This window comes from Chryseobacterium sp. Leaf201 (assembly GCF_001421435.1).
Lineage (GTDB): Bacteria > Bacteroidota > Bacteroidia > Flavobacteriales > Weeksellaceae > Chryseobacterium.
On sequence record NZ_LMKA01000090.1, the window covers coordinates 25,466 to 46,412 of the forward strand.

At 33.7% G+C, this 20,947-nt stretch carries 19 protein-coding genes, 1 other RNA gene and 1 pseudogene; 10 read left to right on the forward strand and 11 right to left on the reverse strand.

Translation table 11 applies throughout. The features are described from left to right. Positions 1-328: 328 nt before the first annotated feature. The 6 genes from ASE55_RS13620 to ASE55_RS13645 form a co-directional block, all read right to left on the reverse strand. The gene (locus tag ASE55_RS13620) at positions 329-2,878 is read right to left on the reverse strand and encodes a multicopper oxidase domain-containing protein (RefSeq protein ID WP_117585817.1); all 2,550 of its coding nucleotides are present in this window, start codon (positions 2,876-2,878) and stop codon (positions 329-331) included. A gap of 3 nt (positions 2,879-2,881) precedes the next feature. After that, a complete protein-coding gene (locus ASE55_RS13625; RefSeq protein ID WP_056028934.1) occupies positions 2,882-4,921 on the reverse strand; it encodes a copper-translocating P-type ATPase in 2,040 nt (679 codons plus the stop codon). 85 nt (positions 4,922-5,006) lie between these two features. Further along, positions 5,007-5,477, reverse strand: coding sequence for a heme-binding domain-containing protein (locus ASE55_RS13630; RefSeq protein ID WP_056028932.1), 471 nt, complete (start codon positions 5,475-5,477; stop codon positions 5,007-5,009). Position 5,478: 1 nt separating this feature from the next. Then, a complete protein-coding gene (locus ASE55_RS13635; RefSeq protein WP_056012968.1) occupies positions 5,479-6,138 on the reverse strand; it encodes a DUF3347 domain-containing protein in 660 nt (219 codons plus the stop codon). Between the two features lie 39 nt (positions 6,139-6,177). Further along, the gene (locus ASE55_RS13640) at positions 6,178-6,699 is read right to left on the reverse strand and encodes a DUF305 domain-containing protein (protein WP_056012966.1); all 522 of its coding nucleotides are present in this window, start codon (positions 6,697-6,699) and stop codon (positions 6,178-6,180) included. Between the two features lie 12 nt (positions 6,700-6,711). Further along, positions 6,712-7,581: a DUF3347 domain-containing protein gene (locus ASE55_RS13645; protein WP_056028928.1), complete on the reverse strand. Its 870-nt coding sequence runs from the start codon at positions 7,579-7,581 to the stop codon at positions 6,712-6,714. 698 nt (positions 7,582-8,279) lie between these two features. On the opposite strand from ASE55_RS13645, the pseudogene eno reads away from it, so the two are divergent. After that, positions 8,280-8,477, forward strand: a pseudogene (gene eno, locus ASE55_RS13655) (phosphopyruvate hydratase); the annotation flags it as partial. Next, on the forward strand, positions 8,458-9,027 hold the full coding sequence (locus ASE55_RS13660) for a phosphatase PAP2 family protein (protein ID WP_034762205.1): 570 nt from the start codon (positions 8,458-8,460) through the stop codon (positions 9,025-9,027). The pseudogene eno and the gene ASE55_RS13660, both read left to right, overlap by 20 nt. Positions 9,028-9,200: 173 nt before the next feature. Here ASE55_RS13660 and ASE55_RS13665 read toward each other — a convergent pair whose 3' ends face one another. After that, a complete protein-coding gene (locus tag ASE55_RS13665) occupies positions 9,201-9,605 on the reverse strand; it encodes a helix-turn-helix domain-containing protein (protein WP_056220819.1) in 405 nt (134 codons plus the stop codon). Positions 9,606-9,783: 178 nt separating this feature from the next. Between ASE55_RS13665 and ASE55_RS13670 the strand changes: the two genes are divergently transcribed. The 4 genes from ASE55_RS13670 (at position 9,784) to ASE55_RS20780 (ending at position 13,676) form a co-directional block, all read left to right on the forward strand. Further along, complete coding sequence (locus ASE55_RS13670; protein WP_128414576.1) at positions 9,784-10,338, forward strand: hypothetical protein; 555 nt, start codon at positions 9,784-9,786, stop codon at positions 10,336-10,338. Positions 10,339-10,407: 69 nt separating this feature from the next. Beyond that, positions 10,408-11,049, forward strand: coding sequence for a hypothetical protein (locus tag ASE55_RS13675; RefSeq protein WP_056220659.1), 642 nt, complete (start codon positions 10,408-10,410; stop codon positions 11,047-11,049). A 4-nt stretch (positions 11,050-11,053) separates the two neighbouring features. Further along, positions 11,054-12,703: a hypothetical protein gene (locus ASE55_RS13680; RefSeq protein ID WP_128414577.1), complete on the forward strand. Its 1,650-nt coding sequence runs from the start codon at positions 11,054-11,056 to the stop codon at positions 12,701-12,703. A gap of 838 nt (positions 12,704-13,541) precedes the next feature. After that, the gene (locus tag ASE55_RS20780) at positions 13,542-13,676 is read left to right on the forward strand and encodes a hypothetical protein (protein WP_262483825.1); all 135 of its coding nucleotides are present in this window, start codon (positions 13,542-13,544) and stop codon (positions 13,674-13,676) included. Positions 13,677-14,506: 830 nt separating this feature from the next. Here ASE55_RS20780 and ASE55_RS13685 read toward each other — a convergent pair. The 3 genes from ASE55_RS13685 to ASE55_RS13695 all read right to left on the reverse strand — a co-directional run bounded on the left by ASE55_RS13685 (position 14,507) and on the right by ASE55_RS13695 (position 17,430). After that, complete coding sequence (locus ASE55_RS13685) at positions 14,507-15,481, reverse strand: YncE family protein (protein WP_202967110.1); 975 nt, start codon at positions 15,479-15,481, stop codon at positions 14,507-14,509. A 12-nt stretch (positions 15,482-15,493) separates the two neighbouring features. Beyond that, on the reverse strand, positions 15,494-16,459 hold the full coding sequence (locus tag ASE55_RS13690; RefSeq protein ID WP_027387423.1) for a YeiH family protein: 966 nt from the start codon (positions 16,457-16,459) through the stop codon (positions 15,494-15,496). A 77-nt stretch (positions 16,460-16,536) separates the two neighbouring features. Beyond that, positions 16,537-17,430 carry a LysR family transcriptional regulator gene (locus tag ASE55_RS13695; protein WP_027387422.1) on the reverse strand — a complete coding sequence of 298 codons (894 nt, stop codon included), beginning with the start codon at positions 17,428-17,430 and terminating at the stop codon, positions 16,537-16,539. Between the two features lie 388 nt (positions 17,431-17,818). Between ASE55_RS13695 and ASE55_RS13700 the strand changes: the two genes are divergently transcribed. Further along, a complete protein-coding gene (locus ASE55_RS13700; protein ID WP_157844655.1) occupies positions 17,819-18,037 on the forward strand; it encodes a hypothetical protein in 219 nt (72 codons plus the stop codon). Between the two features lie 564 nt (positions 18,038-18,601). On the opposite strand, the gene ssrA is transcribed toward ASE55_RS13700, so the two are convergent. Further along, positions 18,602-19,003: a transfer-messenger RNA gene (gene ssrA / locus ASE55_RS19925) on the reverse strand. Between the two features lie 391 nt (positions 19,004-19,394). On the opposite strand from ssrA, the gene rpsU reads away from it, so the two are divergent. The 3 genes from rpsU to ASE55_RS13715 all read left to right on the forward strand — a co-directional run bounded on the left by rpsU (position 19,395) and on the right by ASE55_RS13715 (position 20,848). Then, positions 19,395-19,592 carry a 30S ribosomal protein S21 gene (gene rpsU, locus ASE55_RS13705; protein ID WP_047399333.1) on the forward strand — a complete coding sequence of 66 codons (198 nt, stop codon included), beginning with the start codon at positions 19,395-19,397 and terminating at the stop codon, positions 19,590-19,592. 81 nt (positions 19,593-19,673) lie between these two features. Continuing rightward, entirely contained in the window at positions 19,674-20,561 is an 888-nt protein-coding gene (locus tag ASE55_RS13710; RefSeq protein WP_056220664.1) for a tyrosine-type recombinase/integrase, read from the forward strand. Further along, entirely contained in the window at positions 20,558-20,848 is a 291-nt protein-coding gene (locus tag ASE55_RS13715) for an HPF/RaiA family ribosome-associated protein (protein WP_027387418.1), read from the forward strand. Before ASE55_RS13710 ends, ASE55_RS13715 begins: the two co-directional genes overlap by 4 nt. Positions 20,849-20,947 lie beyond the last annotated feature (99 nt).

Sequence of the window (20,947 nt, forward strand, 5' to 3'; positions counted from 1 at the left end):
ATTTTTAATTTTGACGAAAAGAGGATAGAAAAATTACTCTCGAACAATTTTTTAAACTATAAATGAATAAAATACCGATTATCATCGGTATTTTTTATTAGTGAAATTCTGGACTAAGTTCTTTCTTTATTTAGATTATCATGGTTTCATCACCGCATCACGCATTTGAAAAAGAAGAGTTAATCTAAAGTAAAGAAAGGAGGGATTGTTAATGATTGCTGTAAATTATAGCAACAAAATCCATCTCAAAAAGATGGATTTTGTTTTAACGTAAAATAAAGGTGTGCTAATATCTTTACATTACAGCATAACTCGCCGTAATTAGTAATTAATAATTAATCGAAATACCAAATCCCCATCCCATATCACTGTCATAATGTGTACGAATGCCCACATTTTTATTAATAATATATTTTAGTTCTGTCATATATTCCATATCGGTGTTGACCATAAAACCTGCTCTCAATCTTTTTGTAATGGGGATGTCTTCACGCATTAAGGAAAGACGTACAATACCATCGTGATAGACTTCCGCCTGAAAGTTTACTAGCATTGGCAAAGTGTACATCAAACCTAAACTTATGGCTCTACGTGTATCTTTTTCATTTTTCTGTCCAAATAAATTGGTTTCGTGTTCATCCATACCCATTTTACGATACCTCCAGTCAAAACCGATGAATGGCATAAACCATTGCATTTTACCAATATATCGTCCTAAATGAGTTTCTACTTCATAACCATGCATATCATTATAACCTAAACGCCATTCTGTACCTAAGCTCCATCTTGCATTCTGAAACATTGCATCACCATCATTTCCATTGGTAGCAAAATCGTTCTGAGCCATAAAGTGTGGCATATTGCTTTCTCTTTGCAACATATTATATGCTTGCCTTTTATCAGGCAAATTTGGATTTTGATAATCGTCAACTGCAAATACCCTATTCATTCCTGACATCATGTGATAAAGGATATGACAGTGGAAAAACCAATCTCCTTCTTCGTTTGCTAAAAACTCAATAGTGTCAGTTTCCATCGGCATTATATCTAAAACATTTTTAAGGGGAGATTTTTCACCTTTGCCATTAATAACTCTAAAATCGAAGCCGTGTAGGTGCATTGGATGTCTCATCATTGAGTTATTGTACATTGTGATGCGTAAAATTTCTCCTTTCTTAACAGGGATTTTATCAACTTCTGATAGGATTTTGTTATCCATACTCCACACATAGCGGTTCATATTTCCTGTAAGCGTAAATTTTAATTCTTTTACAGGTGCATCTTTAGGAAGTGAAGTACTATTCGGTGATTGTAACATTGCATAGTTAAGGGTTTTGATTTCTCCCAAAGCATTTGCATTATAACGGTTGGGATCATTTTCCATATTCATATTCATATTCATATTGTGTTGGCTATGGTCTTCTTTCTGCTTACTATCTCCTGTGATTTCAGGATACATTACTACGTTCATATCCATTTGGTTCAAGCTCATTTTCATTCCCATATCATCCAGATCTCCGTTCATCTTCATCATATCATTCATCATCTTCATCCCCTCAAAATATTTCAATCTAGGGAGCGGGGAAATTAACTGCTTTATGCCGTTGCCTACAAAATAACTTGCGGATTGTGTCCGGTCTTCGGTTGTAGCTAAAAATTCATAAGCAACACCATCTTCAGGAATTGTGACAACAATATCGTAAGTTTCGGAAACTGCAATGATTAATCTATCGACCTCTACTGGTTCTACATCATTACCATCATTGGCTACTACAGTAATTTTACCACCCGCATAACGCAACCAAAAGTAAGAAGATGCCCCACCATTTGATATTCGCAACCGCACTTTATCGCCTGCTTTCAGTGTTTTTCCATCAACTGTTTTTAAGTCGGTAGCATTATTTCCGTTGATTAATATTTTATCGTAATACACATCGCTAACATCCATTGCCAGCATACGTTTCCATTCGTTGGTTACTTTTGTTTTGAAATGACCTTCTTTGATAGCTTCTGCGTAAGATTGTGTAGCATTTTTTTTGATAGCCGCCCAATCATTGGCGTTGTGCAACATCCTGTTAATGTTATCAGGATTAAGGTTTGTCCACTCACTTAAAATGATGGGTTCGGTTGGCAAATCATCAATTCCTTCTCTAAAATTTTTATCATCCTCACGCTTTTTCATTACAAAACTGCCATACATACCGATCTGCTCCTGCAAACCCGAATGTGAGTGGTACCAATGCGTGCCATGTTGGATAATCGGAAAACGATAGGTATAAGTGTCGCCCGCCTTAATTGGCTTTTGTGTAAGCCAAGGCACACCATCCTCTTTATTGGGCAAGAACACACCATGCCAATGCAGTGATGTACTTTCTTTTAATTGGTTATGTACGACAATTTCGGCTGTATCGCCTTCAGTAAATGTCAACGTGGGCATAGGTATTTGACCATTTACGGCAATGGCTCTCTTTTCTTTACCTGCATAGTTTACTAGTGTATCTGTTACATATAATTCGTATCGAACTGTTTTTGGAGGTTTTGTGTTTACAATTCTTTTTACGGTTTGAGGCTTTTCTTTTGGCATAGACATATTGTTCATTTTGTCCACCTTTTTCGGCTGCTCTTTTGGAGGTATCTGCATTTCATCATTTTTTTTGTTTGATGACTGCTTTACCGTTTTAGCCTTTTCTTTTATCAATTTCATACCACACTTTGGGCAGTTGCCTGGTTTTGTGGCGTGGATTTCGGGATGCATCGAGCAAGTATAAGTTGCCTGTTGAACCTGTTCTTTTTTACTCATATCCATACCTTTCATATCCTGTGCTTGTGCAAAGGTGTACGTTGCAACGATGAATATTATTAATGTTATCTTTTTCATTTTTTATTTTTTTACTTTTAAAAAACTTGCATTGATTGCAACTACAACTGTGCTAACCGTCATTAAAACCGCACCTGCGGCTGGGCTTAACAATATGCCTTGCTTGTACAAAACACCTGCTGCCAAAGGCAATGAGATTACATTGTAACCCGTAGCCCAAATTAAATTCTGTATCATTTTACGATAGGTGGCTTTGCCAAATAAAATAAGATTTACAACATCCTTAGGGTTACTGTTTACTAAAACAATACCTGCGGTTTCGGCTGCAATATCACTACCGCTTCCAACTGCAATACCAACATCTGCAATTGCCAATGCTGGTGCATCGTTTACGCCATCACCTGTCATAGCTACGAATTCGCCATTGCTTTGCAGGTCTTTTATCTTTTCTAATTTTTGATGTGGTAATACTTCGGCAATAAAACTATCCATGCCCAACGTATCGCTTACACTTTTTGCTACCTTGTTATTATCACCGGTAAGTAAAATAGATTTGATATTATTTTCTTTCAAGGTCTTTATTGCTTCGGCAGCTTCAGGTCGAATTTCATCTGACAAAGCAATATAACCTGCCAACTCATTATTTACGATTACAAACACAACCGTTTCTGTGTCTTTGGCATTAAAGCCTTCGGGAATTGCTAAATTATTTTCTTTTAAATATCCCGGACTGACTATCAATATTTTTTCGCCTTCAACCATTGCTTCAACTCCTTTGCCTGTTATGGCATTAAAGTTTTCCGTTTCAGGAATGGTGATCGATAGGGCTTTTGCTTTTTGCAAAATGCCTGTTGCAATAGGATGTTCTGATTTTTGTTCTAATGCAGACGCAAGACGAATGATTTCATTTTCATTGAACTCTTTTTGCAGCGATACAATTTTTGACACTTCAAATCTTCCAACAGTTAATGTTCCTGTCTTGTCAAAAACGATAGTGGTTATTTTTCTTGAATTTTCAAACACTGTACGATTTTTAATAAGTAAACCATTCTTAGCTGATAATGCTGTTGATTTTGCAACAACCAATGGTACTGCCAAACCCAAAGCATGAGGGCAGCAAATAACAATTACGGTTACCATTCTTTCCATTGCAAAGGCCAATGATTGGCCTGTGAGATACCAATATAAAAATGTGGCCACGCCTGTAACCAATGCAATGATGGTTAACCACCTTGCCGCTTTGTCTGCCAGTAGCTGCGTTTGTGATTTAGATTTTTGTGCATCATCAACCAACTTTATAACCTGCGATAAATAAGAGTCTTTTGCAGCATGAGAAACGGTAACCTTTATTGAGCCATTACCGTTGATCGCACCTGCAATTACTTTATCGCCTTTTACTTTTTGTACAGGTTTGCTCTCGCCTGTAAGCATACTTTCATTCAGATAACTTTCGCCTTCTAATATTATTCCATCTGCTGCTACTTTTTCACCCGGCTTTACTAAAATAATATCATTCTTTTTTAATGTGTCGGTCTTCACATCATGCACCATGTTTGGCATTACCATGTGTGCATCGGCTGGCATTAACTGCACCAATAATTCTAATTCTTTTGAAGCTCCTGCAACGGATTTCATTTCTATCCAATGCCCCAAAAGCATTATGAGTATTAGGGTTGCCAATTCCCAAAAGAAATCCATACCCTGTAACCCAAACACAATTGCAACGCTGTAGATGTAAGCAACTGTTATGGCGAAGCCGATTAAAAACATCATGCCGGGGTTCTTTGCTTTTACTTCGTCAACCAATCCTTTTAAAAATGGAAAGCCGCCATAAAAAAACACAACGGTTGACAATGCAAAGAGTATGTATTGCGAACCTGCAAACTGCCAATCAACTTTCATAAAATGTTGTATCATGGTTGATAGCAACATGATTGGAATGGTTAGGATGAGCACAACATAAAACCTTTTTTTAAAATCGGCAATCATCATGGCATGGTGGTTATGTCCTGCCATGCCCATTGATGGGTTTGCTCCATGCTGCATATTGCTCATGTCATGCCCTGTATGGATTTCTTTATTTTCTGTATGTTGATGTTCCATATAAATAATTTTATTTGCAACAATCCTTTTTGCGAATATAGATTGTTTTAAGAATGGTGATTAATATTTTTTTTGTCCACTGCTTTTAATTTTCTATTGAAAGGCTGTCTGCTTTTTTGTTCATCCAATCCATTATCAAACTTTTTTGCTCTTTTGAGAGCTTTGCGTAGCTGTGCATTATTTTATATGAAGCTAAAGGCATTTCATCGTCTTTAATTTGGTTTGCTATTCCTTTCAATTTACTTATTTGCCTTCGACTACTAATACTGCCAAACTCACTAAAGTTTAATTTTTCTTTGCCATTATCAATATGCCTTTTCATCATCCACGCCATAGGCTGTATGTTGGAATACCACGTATTTTTGGTATTATTGCTATGACAATCGTAACAGGCATTTTGTAAAATGTTTTGCACATTTTCCGGAACGGTATAAACTTTTGCAAAATCGGTTTTGTCAACCTGCCCCTTATTTACATTGAGGGCAGGCTGATATAATTGTATAGCAATAAAAAAAAACAGTACTATTGCCAAAATTATCTTTATTACTTTTTTCATTTTATAAATCCTTTTTCACAGAACCGCAGGTAAGCATTTGGCTACCGTAATAAGGATTTTTAATTGCCTTAGCTTCGCTAATCCAAATAGCACCTTTGCCGTCATTGTACATTGGGCAGAAGTCCTGATACAGCTTTTGTGTAGTTCCAAACAAGGTAATAAGGTCGGAAACATCTTTACTTAAGGATGCGAAATGTTCTCTTTGGTGGTCTACCTTTCCTGCGTTGTCGCCAATATGTTCTGCATTTTCCTTGGCATCTTCAGCTATTTCCATATATTCTTTATGTTTATTTGCTGGGATAGCGTTCATATCCACATTTTTTAAGGTAGTAAACAATTGCTTTCCTGCATTAGCAGCTGTTTTGTCATTATCTGCAACAAGTGCATTTTTTAAAGCCAAATAATCCTTAATTATAGGTGCGATAGTAAACTTTTGAGTTTGCTTCACATCGGATTTTTCTGCCTCTTGAGAAGACGTATCCGTTGAAGTAACAGTTGCTACCGTATCATTGTGTATAGGTGATTGTAACTCCGGAGTTGCAGCAATTGTTGTGCTATCATTAGCTTGCTGGTCGCTATTTTTATTTGAAGATTGATTGCAGGAAATTGTTACCGTTGCAATTGTTACTAATGTAATGATTGAGAAAATTATATTTTTCATTTTATTTACTTTTGATATTATTGAAGAACTTTATCTTATTTATTTGTTTTCAAATTCATTTAGCTTATGCTTCATAAATTCGATTTCTTGTGCCTGTGTTTCCAGTATGTTTTTTTGTAACTGTATCAATTCGGGGTCGGTAAGTTTAGCTTTTTCAGACATCAATACTGCTGCTGCGTGATGCGGTATCATACCTTTTACAAACTCCTTATCGCCCACAAATAATTGCTCCCGAATACCAAACCAAGAAAAGATGCCAATCGCAAAGGAAACCGTTATGATTGCCCAGTTGATTTTTTTGTTTTCATACATTCCTTTCATTATCAATAGTTCTATGATCAACATTGCAGAAATCATCAGCAATGTCATATATAAATTATTGATGTTCAGGATAAGGTTCTGTAAGCCGTCAATCATAGCATACATAATGAAGTACATAGCTATGAACATAGCAACAGCCATTACAGTAAAGCGTTTGTACATTGCTAAAGAATGATTAGTATTATGCTTTTCATTCTTATGATTGTGTTGTATTTCGTGTTGGTTTTCCATACTTTCCATAACAATTGCGTTTTATTTGTTATTAATAGTTTCCTGTACGCTTCCGCAAGTAAGCATTTTGGAGCCGTAATACGGATTTTTAATTGCTTCTTCTTTGCTTAGCCAATTTGCTCCTTTACCATTATTGTACATTGGGCAATGCTGATAATAAACAGGTGTTTCTTGTTTTGAAACTTTGGCTAATTCGTACATATTATTAGCCAGTAAAGCGAAAATTTCTCTTTGTTTGGTAACATCTTTTGCTACTGCAATTTTTTCTGAATTAGCAGTTAAATCTTTCATTACTTTCATCCAAACGGTATGTTCTTCGTTGGAAAGTTTTGTCATTTCTACTGCTTTAATTGCTTTTATCAGTTCAGAAGCTTTTGCGGATGAAGTACCTGCGTCGGTTTTCACCAAAGCATCTTTCACAGAAAAATAATTATCGAAAACTGCTTTCAGTTGTGGTGCATTTTGGGTAGTTGTCATTTCTTTTGAGTTGTGGTTACCGTGTTCTGCTTTCATATCCATATTTGCAACTTCAACTTTTGCAACTGGTTTTAATTCTCTGTTGTATTGGCAGCATCCGGATAGTTTAGCATATACATCATCTGGAGCTAAAAATTTCTCGCTGTCGTACCCTGCTAAAGCAATACGTTTCAGTATTTCATCCTGGCTTGTTTTTTTATCATCGTATTTAAGTGTAGCCATTTTGGTGTCTTTATTCCATTCTACTGTGGCTACATTTTTTACGTTTCCTGCTTTTTCAATTGTGGTTTTACACATATCACAGTTACCATATATTTTTACGGTTTCTGTTTTTGCATTTTTGATTTGTGCAAAACTGTTTACTGCTGATAGTAATACGGTGATTACCATCAATATTTTTGATATTGACTTCATTTTGAAAATTTTAAAATTAATAAGATATATAAAAGGATTGCGAAAACCGGATTTAGTTCTCGACAAGACGTAACTGTGGCTAACAAGCCATAGTTTTATCCTATTTTAGGCGGTTGCCAAAAAGAATGGTAACCCGAAGAATAATAGGTTTGTTTGAAACCGAATTTTTGCGTTTTAATTTCTGCAAAGTGGTTTTCTGTTTTTATATCTACCAGTATAGGTAAACTTAATGGAGATGAAGAAGTGCTACATTTGCAAGAACTGTGTTTACACTTACCGTTGCAGTCGTGACCATCGTTGCACTTAGTACAGGACTTATCCTTACATCTGCTTTTATGTTCTGATTTTGAATATTGATCTTTAGAGCAACTTTTCTGTTCTGTATTAGCTGTTTTTTTTGCACAAGCATAGCTTAAGCTTGGAATTAGAAAAAAGCCCAAACATAGTAAGATAATAAAGCTGATATGTTTACTAAAAGTTTTCAACACAACAAAATTATGAAATTATTTCTTTTTGATAGTTATAATATGATTATTTTAATTAAGTAAATGCAATAAGAGAGCTGGATTTGTTATCATTGGCAAAGTATGATGGTAATTATTTGATAATTCTTAATAAAATAGAATTTAATATAGCACCTACACTAGCACCTTTAAAAATAAAACTCTGTAAATAAGCAATTTACAGGGTTTTAAGTGGAGTTGGAGGATACGACTATTGCCGACCTTACCGTTGCTGTAGGAGCAGGTCATTTAAAAACAGGAAGCGGCTGCCGAAGCGAGAGGGTTTCAAAATTCAATCAACTATTGAGAATTGAGGAGGAGCTTGGAAGTGCAGCAAAGTTTGCAGGAAATCAAAGCGTTCAAGTAAGGTCTTATGTTAGAAAAAATCAATGATCTCGACACCCAATTATTTCTGTTTATCAACGGAAAGCATAATTCATTTTTTGACCCAATAATGTATTGGGCAAGCGATAAATTATTTTGGGTGCCTTTTTATGCATTTCTTCTATTTATCTTGATCAGAGAATTTAAAAGAAAAAGTGTTTATGTCCTTTTAGCAGTCGCGTTTCTAATCACGATCTGTGACCAGAGCGCATCTCATCTTATAAAAAATGCGGTAAAAAGACTGAGACCATCACACGAACCATCTCTGGAAAATTTGATACATCTAAACAAAGCCGGACCAGGTGGTCAGTATGGTTTTATATCTTCTCATTCTGCCAACGCATTTGGCTTAGCTACTTTCCTTATCCTATTACTACCAAGAAAATATAATTGGCTCAAATATGTTTTAGGTTGCTGGGCAGTTTTGGTCGCATACAGTCGCATTTACAACGGTGTCCATTATCCTACGGATGTTATTGTGGCAGCATTCTTGGGTATATTATATGGAAGTACAATTGCTTACTTTTCAAAAAAATTCACTTTAGAGAAAAGTAAATAACTTATGTGATGATTTGAATAATTTTCAAGTTCAATATTATATAAGAAATCATACAATGGTACTATTACCAAACTTTAAATAGTAATAATTTTAAATTTAAACTATAAAAAGGCTCAACCAATTTGGTTGAGCCTTTCCTATGAAAAAGTAATTATCCCGAATTACTTATATTTTTATTTATTGATAAGCTTTTCAAGCCTATCCATCATTTCTTCTTTTTCTTTCAACATTCTTTCATACAGAGAAATCTTTTCTTCGTGTAGTTTGATAATTTCTTGCAATGGATTGACATTGTAAGTACCTCCTGAATTACCTATGAATGCTTCATCGTTAAATGTATTTGAAATGATATTAATTGCCTGCTCTTCATCAAAGTTTTGAAAAGCTTCTACCGGAATTTTCAATACTTCAGAAATCTTTTTCAACAAAGGATCTTCAATAATTTCTTTCTGTTCAAGCAGAGAAATTTTCTTTTGATTCCATTCATTAACCAAGTCAAGAGCTAAAGCTTCCTGCTTAATGCCCAGCATTTCTCTAAAGCGTTTTACATTTCGTCCCTGATGTATTTTCTGTTCCATAGCGGTTATCAAATTTTGAAGGCCTAAAGATAAAGCCATTTCTATTAAATCGTCTGAAATGTAAAGTTAAAAAATTATCCTGTAAAATATCCATTTCAGTAGATGTAATATCCAATTTCTGTATTGATTATCCACTTTGGATAACGGTAATTCGTACCAAGATAAAACTTTAAATATTATGAAAAAGAAAAAAATAGATTTTGAAGCTGAGTTCTGGGACAGCCATCAAAAGCATTCCTGTTTGACACTGATAGATGCATTTTTTCAGATGGATTTTCTGTCCGCTGTAAGAGAAAGACTAAATGATGTGATAAACTATTCAACGAAATGCGAAGTACTGATGAAGGATGATCCTTCGCTCATCTTTCATTATTACCTCTGTATGCGCTCATTTATTAGGGCAAGTTATGTATTACAATTCGAAGCAAAAAGATGGAAAGTGAAACGTCCCCCAAAGTTTCCATCCAGATTACTTCAAGGTTCGCTTTCGGATGAAGAATACCGCAATCCGTTTCTTGTCTTTCAAAAGGCGTTTAAAGAGTTTACTCTACAAGAATTTGAGTATTTCAATACGCAGATTGTTTATTTCTCATTAGGTGCATATTCTGATGAACCTGAAACAAATATCGTTACTCTTTTTATCCATCTTAATAAAATGCTTGATTCAGCGCAGATCATTCGTGAAAGAGGCGTAAAGAAAATAAAGGATAAAAAAACCACATCCTCAGAATAATTTATCCCTTGAAAAGCATTAGATACCTGACAATTACTGACCAACTTTATTTCACTAAAAAATTTTAATATGAGAGATAAAGAAAAAACAATCGGAAGAATCATAGACTCGATGGAAAAGGTTGATATAACTTTTAGATTGTTGTCAGATGAGAGGCAGATAGATGAACTTAATAAAGGTATTTATCTACTTATGGATAAATTGGGAAGTGAAGACATAAATGTACTTTTTGACCGATATCCTAGATTGATACAAAAGTATAGTATCAAAGAAATGTTTTCAGGAAATGTTGAAATTCCAAATATTGACCCACATAGCTTAAAGATTGCCGGATTACTTACCTGCCTGCAATTTTTGGTCTCAAGTTTTACCGATTTTATAGATGAATTTGGCAATAGCCTTCCTTTGAAGGAAACTAAAAATAGTAATTCATATCAAGCCGAAAACTATATCATTAGTTCAATTCCTTTGGATGATTATTTAAAAGAGCTTTTTCTGGGTATCCTCTCTGTTACTGGCGAAGAATACTACCAAAAATTTCTCAAAAAGATTGGCGATCCAGATTTTACTATTGATGATATTCTAAAAATTGAGAAAGATAAAGAATTACAGGAGTATATTGATTTAATGGTGTGGTTCTCCTTAATCCGAGTGTTTCTTGAGGCTATTTACTTCTACTTTAATGTCGAAAATCACAACTCAAAAATTTAATAAAATGAAAACTTCAAATCAACTTTTATTCTCAAAACTCGAAAACGAATTTTTAGAAGATGCCATCAAACAGCTTAACCAAAATTATATTATCATTCAGATATTTTATAACAAAAGCATACATTCTCAGGATTCCCATCTAATTATACATTTGGAACACAAGACGGATATTGATAACTTAAAACAAAAACACTGGATCAAAAAAGCCTACTCTGAACATAAAGTACACATCCATTTATTTTACAATACTCAACTCCATCAAAAGTTTGATTCAGGACATCCCTTTGTCGAATTTTACTGCAAACCATCAGCCTTGATATATCAAAATGAGCAGTTTGGAAATCACCTTTTGATTGACAGAAATTGGAAGAAGTTTAATAAAAAGTTTGAAAATTATAAGGAAAGATTTTACAACGATCACAATATATTGCTGTCTCAAACCCGTGAATTTATTAAGGATGAATCGTTTGTAAGTGTTTTCCTCAGCTATGAAAAGGTGATTAGGTATGACTTGGAATATCTTGAAAATCTATATAAAGGATCTTCCTCTGATACAAAAAACCTGCACGAGCGTATTTATCATTTAATACCCTACGCTCCTGAGATTCAAAAATATTTTATAAAACAAAATGGAAAGGAGTACTATCTGATCAGTTTATTTGACAAAGCAAAAATGTCAGCTCGTGAGGATGAACTTATGTATGATAATGAATTCTTTGAAGCCATCGGCATTGCAGAAGAAAGTATTTTCAGGATGATAGAAATACGCTTAGAAGAGTTAAAAATACACATCAAAAAATCAACTAGTAATATTGCAATACATACGGAAATAGCGGATGATTTGGTACATCAGAATGATAAAATCCTTGATAAGGCGGTTGAAGTAATTGTAAAATCTGAAAATACAGAAGAGATTTACCTATTTCATAAATCTACATACGGTAATAGTAAGATTTATTATCTGCTCGTAATTGCTCATAATGTGAGTAACGAAAAACTGAAAGATATACAGTATTATCTCAGAAATAAATCTGGGAAACAATATGATTTTGTATTGATCAGTCACGACCGATATTGGATTCAGCAACACCTATACAAATACCAAAATTTCTTTGCAAACATAATGCAGGGTAAAAACAGGATTTATGCTTCTAATCAATATCATCCTGAGCCACATTGGCAGTTTCCATATATTCTGGAACAAGACCTGAATTGTTATTATAAATCAGCAAAAGGCAATGGCTTACAGTTTTTAGCTATTGTTGGAAATGAAAGCGGAAACCATCAGGGAATACCTTTTCTTTTCGCTTTATTCTTCCTTTCGTTTTGCAGAACCTACATTTTTGTAAAGCTTTGCTATATGCCTAATTATTTGTCCTTTCAATCATTGTGGCAACTATGTCTATACGGCAATCCTGATCTGATACGCTATCAATATTTATTTGATGGATTCCTGCTGAAAATTATTCCAACTTTGGAATACCATAAGATTCTGCGCCATAAGTTTACTTGTCTTGATAAGGAAGTAGTGGATCAAATGAAAACTCTTGTGGAAAAGCTGATGAATGAACTTGATGAATTGGTCAAAAAAGAAGGATTTATCGATAAAATAAAAAAGGATTTTGAAAAATTTACATCTGAACTACATATGTAGTAATTGAATGTAAAAATCGGTGGTAGTGTTCACCGATTTTCAATTTTAGGGAGCATAAGTTCAGCTCCAACCGACCGTAGATTTGATTATACAAAAAAAGAGGTGAAAATAATGGAAGAGACAGAAAAGGATGTGTAAAATTGCGTCAAGAAGTAGGCTTAAATCTTTTCTATTTGAATATTATGGTATCAAGTGATCAACAAAACGTACTACTGAAGGTGTAGAAAAATAAGAACTTAATAGTAGACCCATAAAATAGTGTTATAGTGGATTTTAATTTTAAAATCAATGCTTTTGCTTTGTATTAAAGTATTCCTTACCTTCGTAATCGAAGACAAAGTCTCTCGCACTGCGAGGGGCTTTTTTTGTGGCATATATCAAGATATTTTGGTTTAAAAGAAGTTTTTAACGGGTGTCGATATCTTGCAGAACAGACTGTATTGCGAAAATTTATCTTCAAATTATAAATAGTGCATCACAACTTTATTTAAAGTTATGAAATAATATGTAAAGCCTTTATTAATATTAATTACAGAGAAGTGATAATTTATGTCCTTTCAGAAAATATTTGACTTTGGAAGTTTGAGCATTGATTTTTTTAGAGGAGCTGGAGGAATTTAGCAAACTTACTTTTAGTAAGGTCAAAGATAGAAAAGAGAAATTAATCAAAAAGGCAAAAGGTTAAATGGCTTGTATTTTAGTGCCGGCAGTTTTTCCGGATGAAAACCCTGAGCAATAAAATTGTTTAAAAAAGTTTTCTCCAAAAGTGATCTTTTGAGAATAACGTTAATATTTATAATAGAGACAAATTAATTAAAACAAAATAAATTTTTAAATTATGATTAGTACATTTAGTATTGTAGTGGTGATCGGATTGTTTATCCTTTTCACAGTGGGAATTCTCGGAAAGAGAAAATTTAAGGGATTCATTGAATATGAATCTTTTAAAATGGGGATTGAGGCGGAGGATTAACCGTTTTAATTTTAGATCAGGTTGGACTTCTGATCTTTTTATTTCACTGAATTATGTTTTTTTACAGAAAAACGATCGTTTTTTGAGATTATTTTAATTTCACGGTTATTTTTTCAACTCTATTCATAAAAATACAGACTTTTAAAATGGCGAAAATGATTAAAGAATAAAAACAAATCTGCGAAAAAATTGCTTCAAGAAATGTACACTAATTGTAATAATAGCTAATACCACTACCAGTTATAGAGTGTTCAGTAAATCAAAGTAAACCCAATAATTGCTATTGACATTAATAATCCAAATGTTCTTGGTAATAAAAGCAATAACATTATAAAAGAACATCCGACTAAAAAGAAACATATCAAAACAAAATGTATCCAAATATTAAAATCTTATCCTTGCTTCTCTTGTTCCAAAAAATTATTAAAAAAATGGCTAAAATTGAACTACAAAATAATGTAAAAGCTAACCACTCTTTGTCTGTATTTATAAAAGCGAATATGAATTCGCCTTTCAAATTAGAATAAAATTCAATCATCCTAATTCTTCAACACGTTTTTTAACTTCGGGATTGTCCTCAAAATATTTTTCGGTAAACCTCAATACTTTTGTCTGGTTCGTATATGTATGGCGAAAATTTCACTTTCAGTTGTGTTGTTAAAAAGTGGTTAAGGTTCCGCCGCTTCTCGTCAGTTGCCAAGTTCGGAACTTTTTATTTTCTGTTAAAGATAAAAATTCTTGCGAAACGCAAACGAGAACTTACCACAAAATTCGCAATTGCGAGAAACGGCTGTTAGTGGATAGCCCTTTTACCTTTTTTAGGAAATTTATTAATTCTGAATACTATATATTATTTTCTTTTCAGAAAGATTAACTACACTAATAGATAAATCTTTGTTTAGTACAAATACATTTTTACCGTTTTTAGAGTAAACAATCGCTTGTCTTGGTTCATTAAATCCTGTTATCACTCCAATATTAGTTAGTGTTGATACATCAATTATTGAAAGAGAATTATCTTCCTTATTTCCACTCAATAAAATGTTTTCATCTGAAGATAATGATGCGCCATAAGGATCTTTGCCTACAGAAATTGTTTGAGCGATTATACCTGTATTTAAATTAACTACTGCAATGGAATTGGAACCACTATTAGCAGCAAATAATGTTTCACCATCTTTAGTAATAGAGATAGCTCTTATTTTGCTAAAACCAGTAATAGTTGTATCGATTTTTAAAGTTGCTGCGTCCACAACCGAAATAGCGTCGCTGGCAAAATTGGTCACGTAAATCTTTGTATTTGTTGCGTTTAATTTAATACCTTGTCTTGGTTCGGCAAAACCTGTTATTATTTTTTTTACCGATTTACTTGAAAGGTCAATTACCGTTACGGTATTTGTTGCCTCATTATTAATATAAATTTCTTGACCATTGTTGCTAATTGCTGAACCAAATGCTCCAAAGCCTACCGCATATTTTTCAATGATTTTAAATTTCTTTGTTTCCAGTACAGTTAAAAATCCGGTACTGCTGTCAGTGATGTAAAACTTCATTCCATCAGGCGAAAAAATGATGTTTCTTGGACTAATGAATCCAAATATCTTTTTTATTAATTTATGAGATTTTAGATTATAAACACTTACGAAATTTACGTCGCTGTTTGATGCTAATGCAATATTTTCGGTTGGACTTATTGCTAAAGAATTATTTTTTATGTTACCGTCAAAGATTTGTTGCGCTTGAGTTTTGGTAGCAATAATACTAAAGAATAGTATTAACATTCCAATTTTGAATTCATTTTTCATATTTTTAATTTATTAGTTTGTTAAAGTTGTTACAGCCCAAAGTGCAGCAGTTGCTATAATCACCCATAGAATTACACCTTGAATTAATGGTTTAAATCCAACAGAAGATATTGTTTTTCTGTTCAATCCACATCCTATTAAAAACAAGGTAAGCGTTAATCCTGCTTTTGCAATATTAGTTAAATAATGATTGTATTGTTGAACAAAAGGAATATAGGTATTTGCAATCATTGCAAGAACAAATAATCCAATAAAGTAAGGAATTTTTATTTTACTTTCTTTATTTTTAAAAATAAAAGTTGATAAAAAAGCAACAGGAATTATCCATAATGCTCGTGCTAATTTAACAGTTGTAGCAATCTCTAAAGCTTGCGGACCATATTTACTTGCTGCACCTACAACTGAACTGGTATCGTGAATAGCAATTGCACACCACATTCCAAATTGTGATTGTGATAAATTTAACTGATGCCCAATAAAAGGAAATAAAAATAAGGCTGCAGAATTTAGAATAAATATGGTTCCTAATGCAACCGATATCTGTTTTTCCTCTGCCTTTATTACAGGAGAAATAGCAGCAATAGCACTTCCACCACAAATGGCTGTTCCAGCTGATATTAAATAAGAAGTCTTTTTTTCTATCTTTAAAAACTTACCCATAAAGAAACCAATTACTAATGTTCCAATAATAGAAACTATTGTAAATAAAATACCTTCTTTACCCGCTTTTAATGCACTTGTAACATTCATTCCAAAGCCCAAACCAACAACAGAAACCTGTAACAATATATGAGTTGCTTTATGATTTAGATGTAAATATGGATGTCCAATAAATTGCGCAATTATTAAACCCATAAGTAAGGCAATCGGCGGTGATATTAATGGAGACAAGCAGAGTACAACTGCTAATAAAAAAATCACTTCTCTAGTGGTTATACTTTTGTCTAATAAATTTTTGAATCCTTTTTGATTTTCCATCTTACTTTATATATTATTGTTAGTACAAATTTCTTGAAATAAAGGATATGTTGGAAATTGTAAAAAGTTATGCGTCATTACTTAAAGTTATAATGATTGGCAAATTTCATAAATAATTCAGGTAAAGCCTCAACTTGACCTTGTTGTTGGATAAAGTAAAAATTCCTTTCGATAGACAAATGTTGAACATCTATTATTGTAAATTTATTTTCTCTAAGTTCTTTGTATATGGAATGTAATGATATAAAAGCCATAGTGTTGCTGTGAAGTATATAGTTTTTAATACTTTCAGTGCTGCCTAATTGCATTTCAATTTTTAAATCTGAAATTTTTACATTCAAAGATTTTAAATGATGTGCAATTACTTCTAGTGTTCCTGATCCTTGCTCGCGAAACAAGAGAGGAATGTTTTTTAGCTCATCAATAGTAATGTTCTGTCTTTTTGAGAGAGGATTTGTGCTATTTGAAACTAAAACAATTTCGTCTTTGACAAATTCGGTATATTTTAGATAGGCTTTTTTGGATTTTCCTTCTATGATACCCAAATCAATTTCATTTTTTTGCAGCGCAATTTCAATTTGTTCTGTATTATTAGCTTCTAAAGAAACGATAAGTTGGTCAAATTTTTTATGAAACGATGCTAAAATTTCAGGTAAAAGATATTGAGCAATTGTTGTACTCGCACCAATTCTTAATTTTCCGTTGAAATTTTGAGAAAGAGAATTAATTTCAAATTCTAAATTACGATAGGTTTCAAATATTTTTTCGGTATGAGAAAATAATATAATTCCTGCTTTTGTTAATTTTACCTTTGAGCCATTTCTTTCAAAAAGTTTAGTTTTCAGAAAACTTTCAATTTCTTGTATGTGTTTTGAAACTGCTGGCTGCGTAATAAATAATTCTTCGGCAGCTTTTGTAAAATTAAGTCGTTTTGCTACTTTGTGAAATACTTGTAAACGAAAATCAAACATTATTATAGGATTAAGTTATTTTACTCATTTTTTCTTGAGTTCTCCAAGGGTTTAAATATACGCATTGCGCCAATACGAAATATATAATGTTGCGCTTATTCTTTTATATATTTTATTTAAGATTCTGTTTGTTAGTTGATTAAATATTGAATAATTTTTGGATAAACGCAATTATATGATGAATGAAAATCTGACCGATCAATTCATAGTGATCCTTCGAATGCAACGATATGCCGAGAAAAGTATTAAGACCTACGCTTCACATCTCAGCTATTTTCTTAAATTATCTTCCAAACATAAACCGGAAAATATAACCTAACAACAACTTGAAGATTTTATTGTCTGGCTTGTCGACAAGATGAAGATAGGGCAATCATATCAAAAAGCAATGATCGCCACTATTACCAAATTTTATAAGGAAATCTTCAACCGCCAGATCAGTTTAAAACATCTCTATCCCAAACGCAAAGAACATAAATTACCGAAATTTCTTACCCTTGAAGAGGTGAAACAGGTATTGGATGCTACGGAGAATTTAAAACATAAAGCTATTCTTACCACAATATATTCGTGCGGTCTGCGTCTTAGCGAGGTGTTGGAATTGTAGATCTCTGATATCAAAACTAAAGATCGTCTCCTGCTGATCCGCCAGTCTAAAGGAAATAAAGATAAATTAAAGAGAAAGATACTATATCTCTTTAATAGTAAATTTATGAGCCATAAGTTCCAAGACGGAACTAAAAACAAAGTAAGTCTATTAAAAGAAAATATTTGAATATAGCACAAATTAGAAATCTCAAATATCGTATTCCCCTTTTTGTTCCCCCTTAAAATAAAAAACTCTTTGTTAACAGTAGTTACAGAGAGTTTTAAGTACCCCAGAAGGAACTTTTATTTGTAAAGACAGTAGAGAATTTATTCGAGGGCTCTATACTTAGACTTCAATAAGAATGTAGATTTGTTGGTGAATTTTTGCTAAATGGTTTCTATGGGGGAAAAGTAAAAGGCCTCAACAGATACTCTATTAGATAAAACGACTTCCTTTTAGTGATAAGAATAAATCTTTGCCTCAAATTTTTTCATATAAGAGAAATATCCTATATTTAATATTAGCACCTAATCTAGCACCCAAAAATAAAAAACCCTGTAAATCAATAATTTACAGGGTTTTAAGTGGAGTTGGAGGGATTCGAACCCTCGTCCAAACAAGCAATACATAAGATTTCTACATGCTTAGCCTGCTGTTGGTTTTCGACTGGAGGCAGAGAGCAGACGCCCAACTTCCAGCTTATCTTCTGAGGTTTTCGATCTCGTTGCGAAGCAAAACGAGACTTATTCCTGCATTCCTATATCCCAGAATCAAACGCCGCAGGACGGGGCATTTGTGGGACATCTTGCTTCCCTACTGAAATCTTCGGGAAAACGCTTGATCTACTATACTTCGATATTAAGCTGCAAGAGCGAACTCTTCGTTGCCAGTTAAAATTTTGTAGCAAGGGATTTAAGAGATCGCGCTACGGTTCTCTGCATGCTTACTTACCCATTGGCCTTGCTGTCGAAACCAGTCAACCCCATGAATTAAGTGAAAACAAAGATACAAATTTTTGTTTAAATATCCTTAACATCACCGCGACTTTTAAATAATCACCTCAGGTAGTCGTATTATTTAATCTGGGTCATGAAAATTTTTGACCATGTCCTGATTTAAGTTATTTAAAAAAGTGTTGGGATGCCATATGTTTATATTCAAAGTGGCTCAATGCCATCTATTCGGTAATAGATTACTGAATGCTTATTGCTACTGGCTTGCCTTATTAATATGTATCAATAATATCCATGAAGTGATGAGGTATTTTGATGAGGTTTCCCACTGATAAATGATGACTGAAATCAATTTTATGCAATAAATATTTGTGTTTTAAGTAAAAATGTGTATTTTTGCCATCCAAAATGAGATGTAAAGTATGTTAATAATTCCAGTAAAAGATGGTGAATCCATCGACAGAGCATTAAAAAAATATAAAAGAAAATTTGATAAAACGGGTACGGTTCGTCAATTAAGATCCAGACAGCAGTTTATTAAGCCTTCTGTAACGTTGAGACAAGCCAGACTAAAGGCAGCTCACAAGCAAAGAAACCTTAGCAAGGAAGAGCAGGCTTAAGAATTTTCTTAACCCACATACGGATTCACTCTTTAAATAGTTATATTTGAAGAGTGAATTTTTGTTTTTATACCCTTCATTATGGTCGATAAATATTTAGAATACCTGCAGTTTGAGAAGCGGTGCTCGCCCCATACCGTAACGAGCTATAGAAAAGATCTTGAAGACTTTATGCAGTTCTGCCTGAAGACAGAAGCCACGGCAGATATTTCCAAAGCCGACAAAAAAGTCATCCGCAATTTCATTGTAGACCTCAGCGAAAACAATATTGCAAAACGGAGCATTAACAGGAAGCTGTCCACGCTCCGCAGCTTTTATCTGTTCCTCCTGAAAATAGGGGAGATCAGTGTTTCCCCGGCCGATACCATCCCGTCCCTTAAGTTTTATGCCGAAAAGCAGATCCCGATGTCTGAAGAAGAGATGCAGCGGTTAAGTGACTCCGTATTCAGCCAGGTAACTGATGTGCTGGAAAAATGCATTATGGAAGTGCTTTACCAGACCGGAATCCGTAAGGCAGAGCTTTGTGGTATGATGTTTGAAAGTGTTAATTTAAGCGAAAACGAACTGAAAATAACAGGGAAGGGCAACAAGCAGCGGATTATTCCCATTGCTCCGGAACTGTCCGGCCTGTTAAAAAAATATACAGAGATCAGAAGGCCGGAGCCGGAACATGCTTCGTACTTCTTTGTTAACAAAAAAGGGAAAAAACTCACGGAAAAATTTGTCTATCTTGTGGTTAATAAGTACCTTAGTATGGTCACGACAAAAGAAAAAAGAAGCCCTCATATCCTCAGGCACAGTTTTGCAACGCATGTCCTGGATAACGGGGCGGAGATCTCCAAGGTAAAGAAAATATTAGGGCATTCCAGCCTGGCGAGTACCCAGGTGTATACGAATGCCAATATCGAACAATTGAAAAAAGTATTTAATCAGGCCCATCCACGGGCCTCAAAAAATGAAGAGTTATGAAGATCACAGTACAGTCAATTGGTTTAACTCCACACGAACCATTAGAGTCACACATCGAGAAAAAAGTAAGCAAGCTGGAAACGTTTTATGACAAAATCCAGGACTGCAAAGTGTTCTTAAAAGTAGAAAACAATGCAGACCGGAATAACAAAACCACTGAAATTATCCTGGTGGTGCCCGGCGAAGATATCGTGGTAAAAAAGACCTCTGCTACTTTTGAAGAGAGTTTAGACCTTTGTGTTGATACCGCTAAAAAGCTATTAATCAAGAAAAAAGAATTAGCTTAACAAAAAAAGCTAAAAAAGTTAATAAAAAATTTGAGAATTCAAAAAATCCGTTCTATATTTGCACTCGCAAAAAGGAACAGCGATCTTTTGAATTCTTTT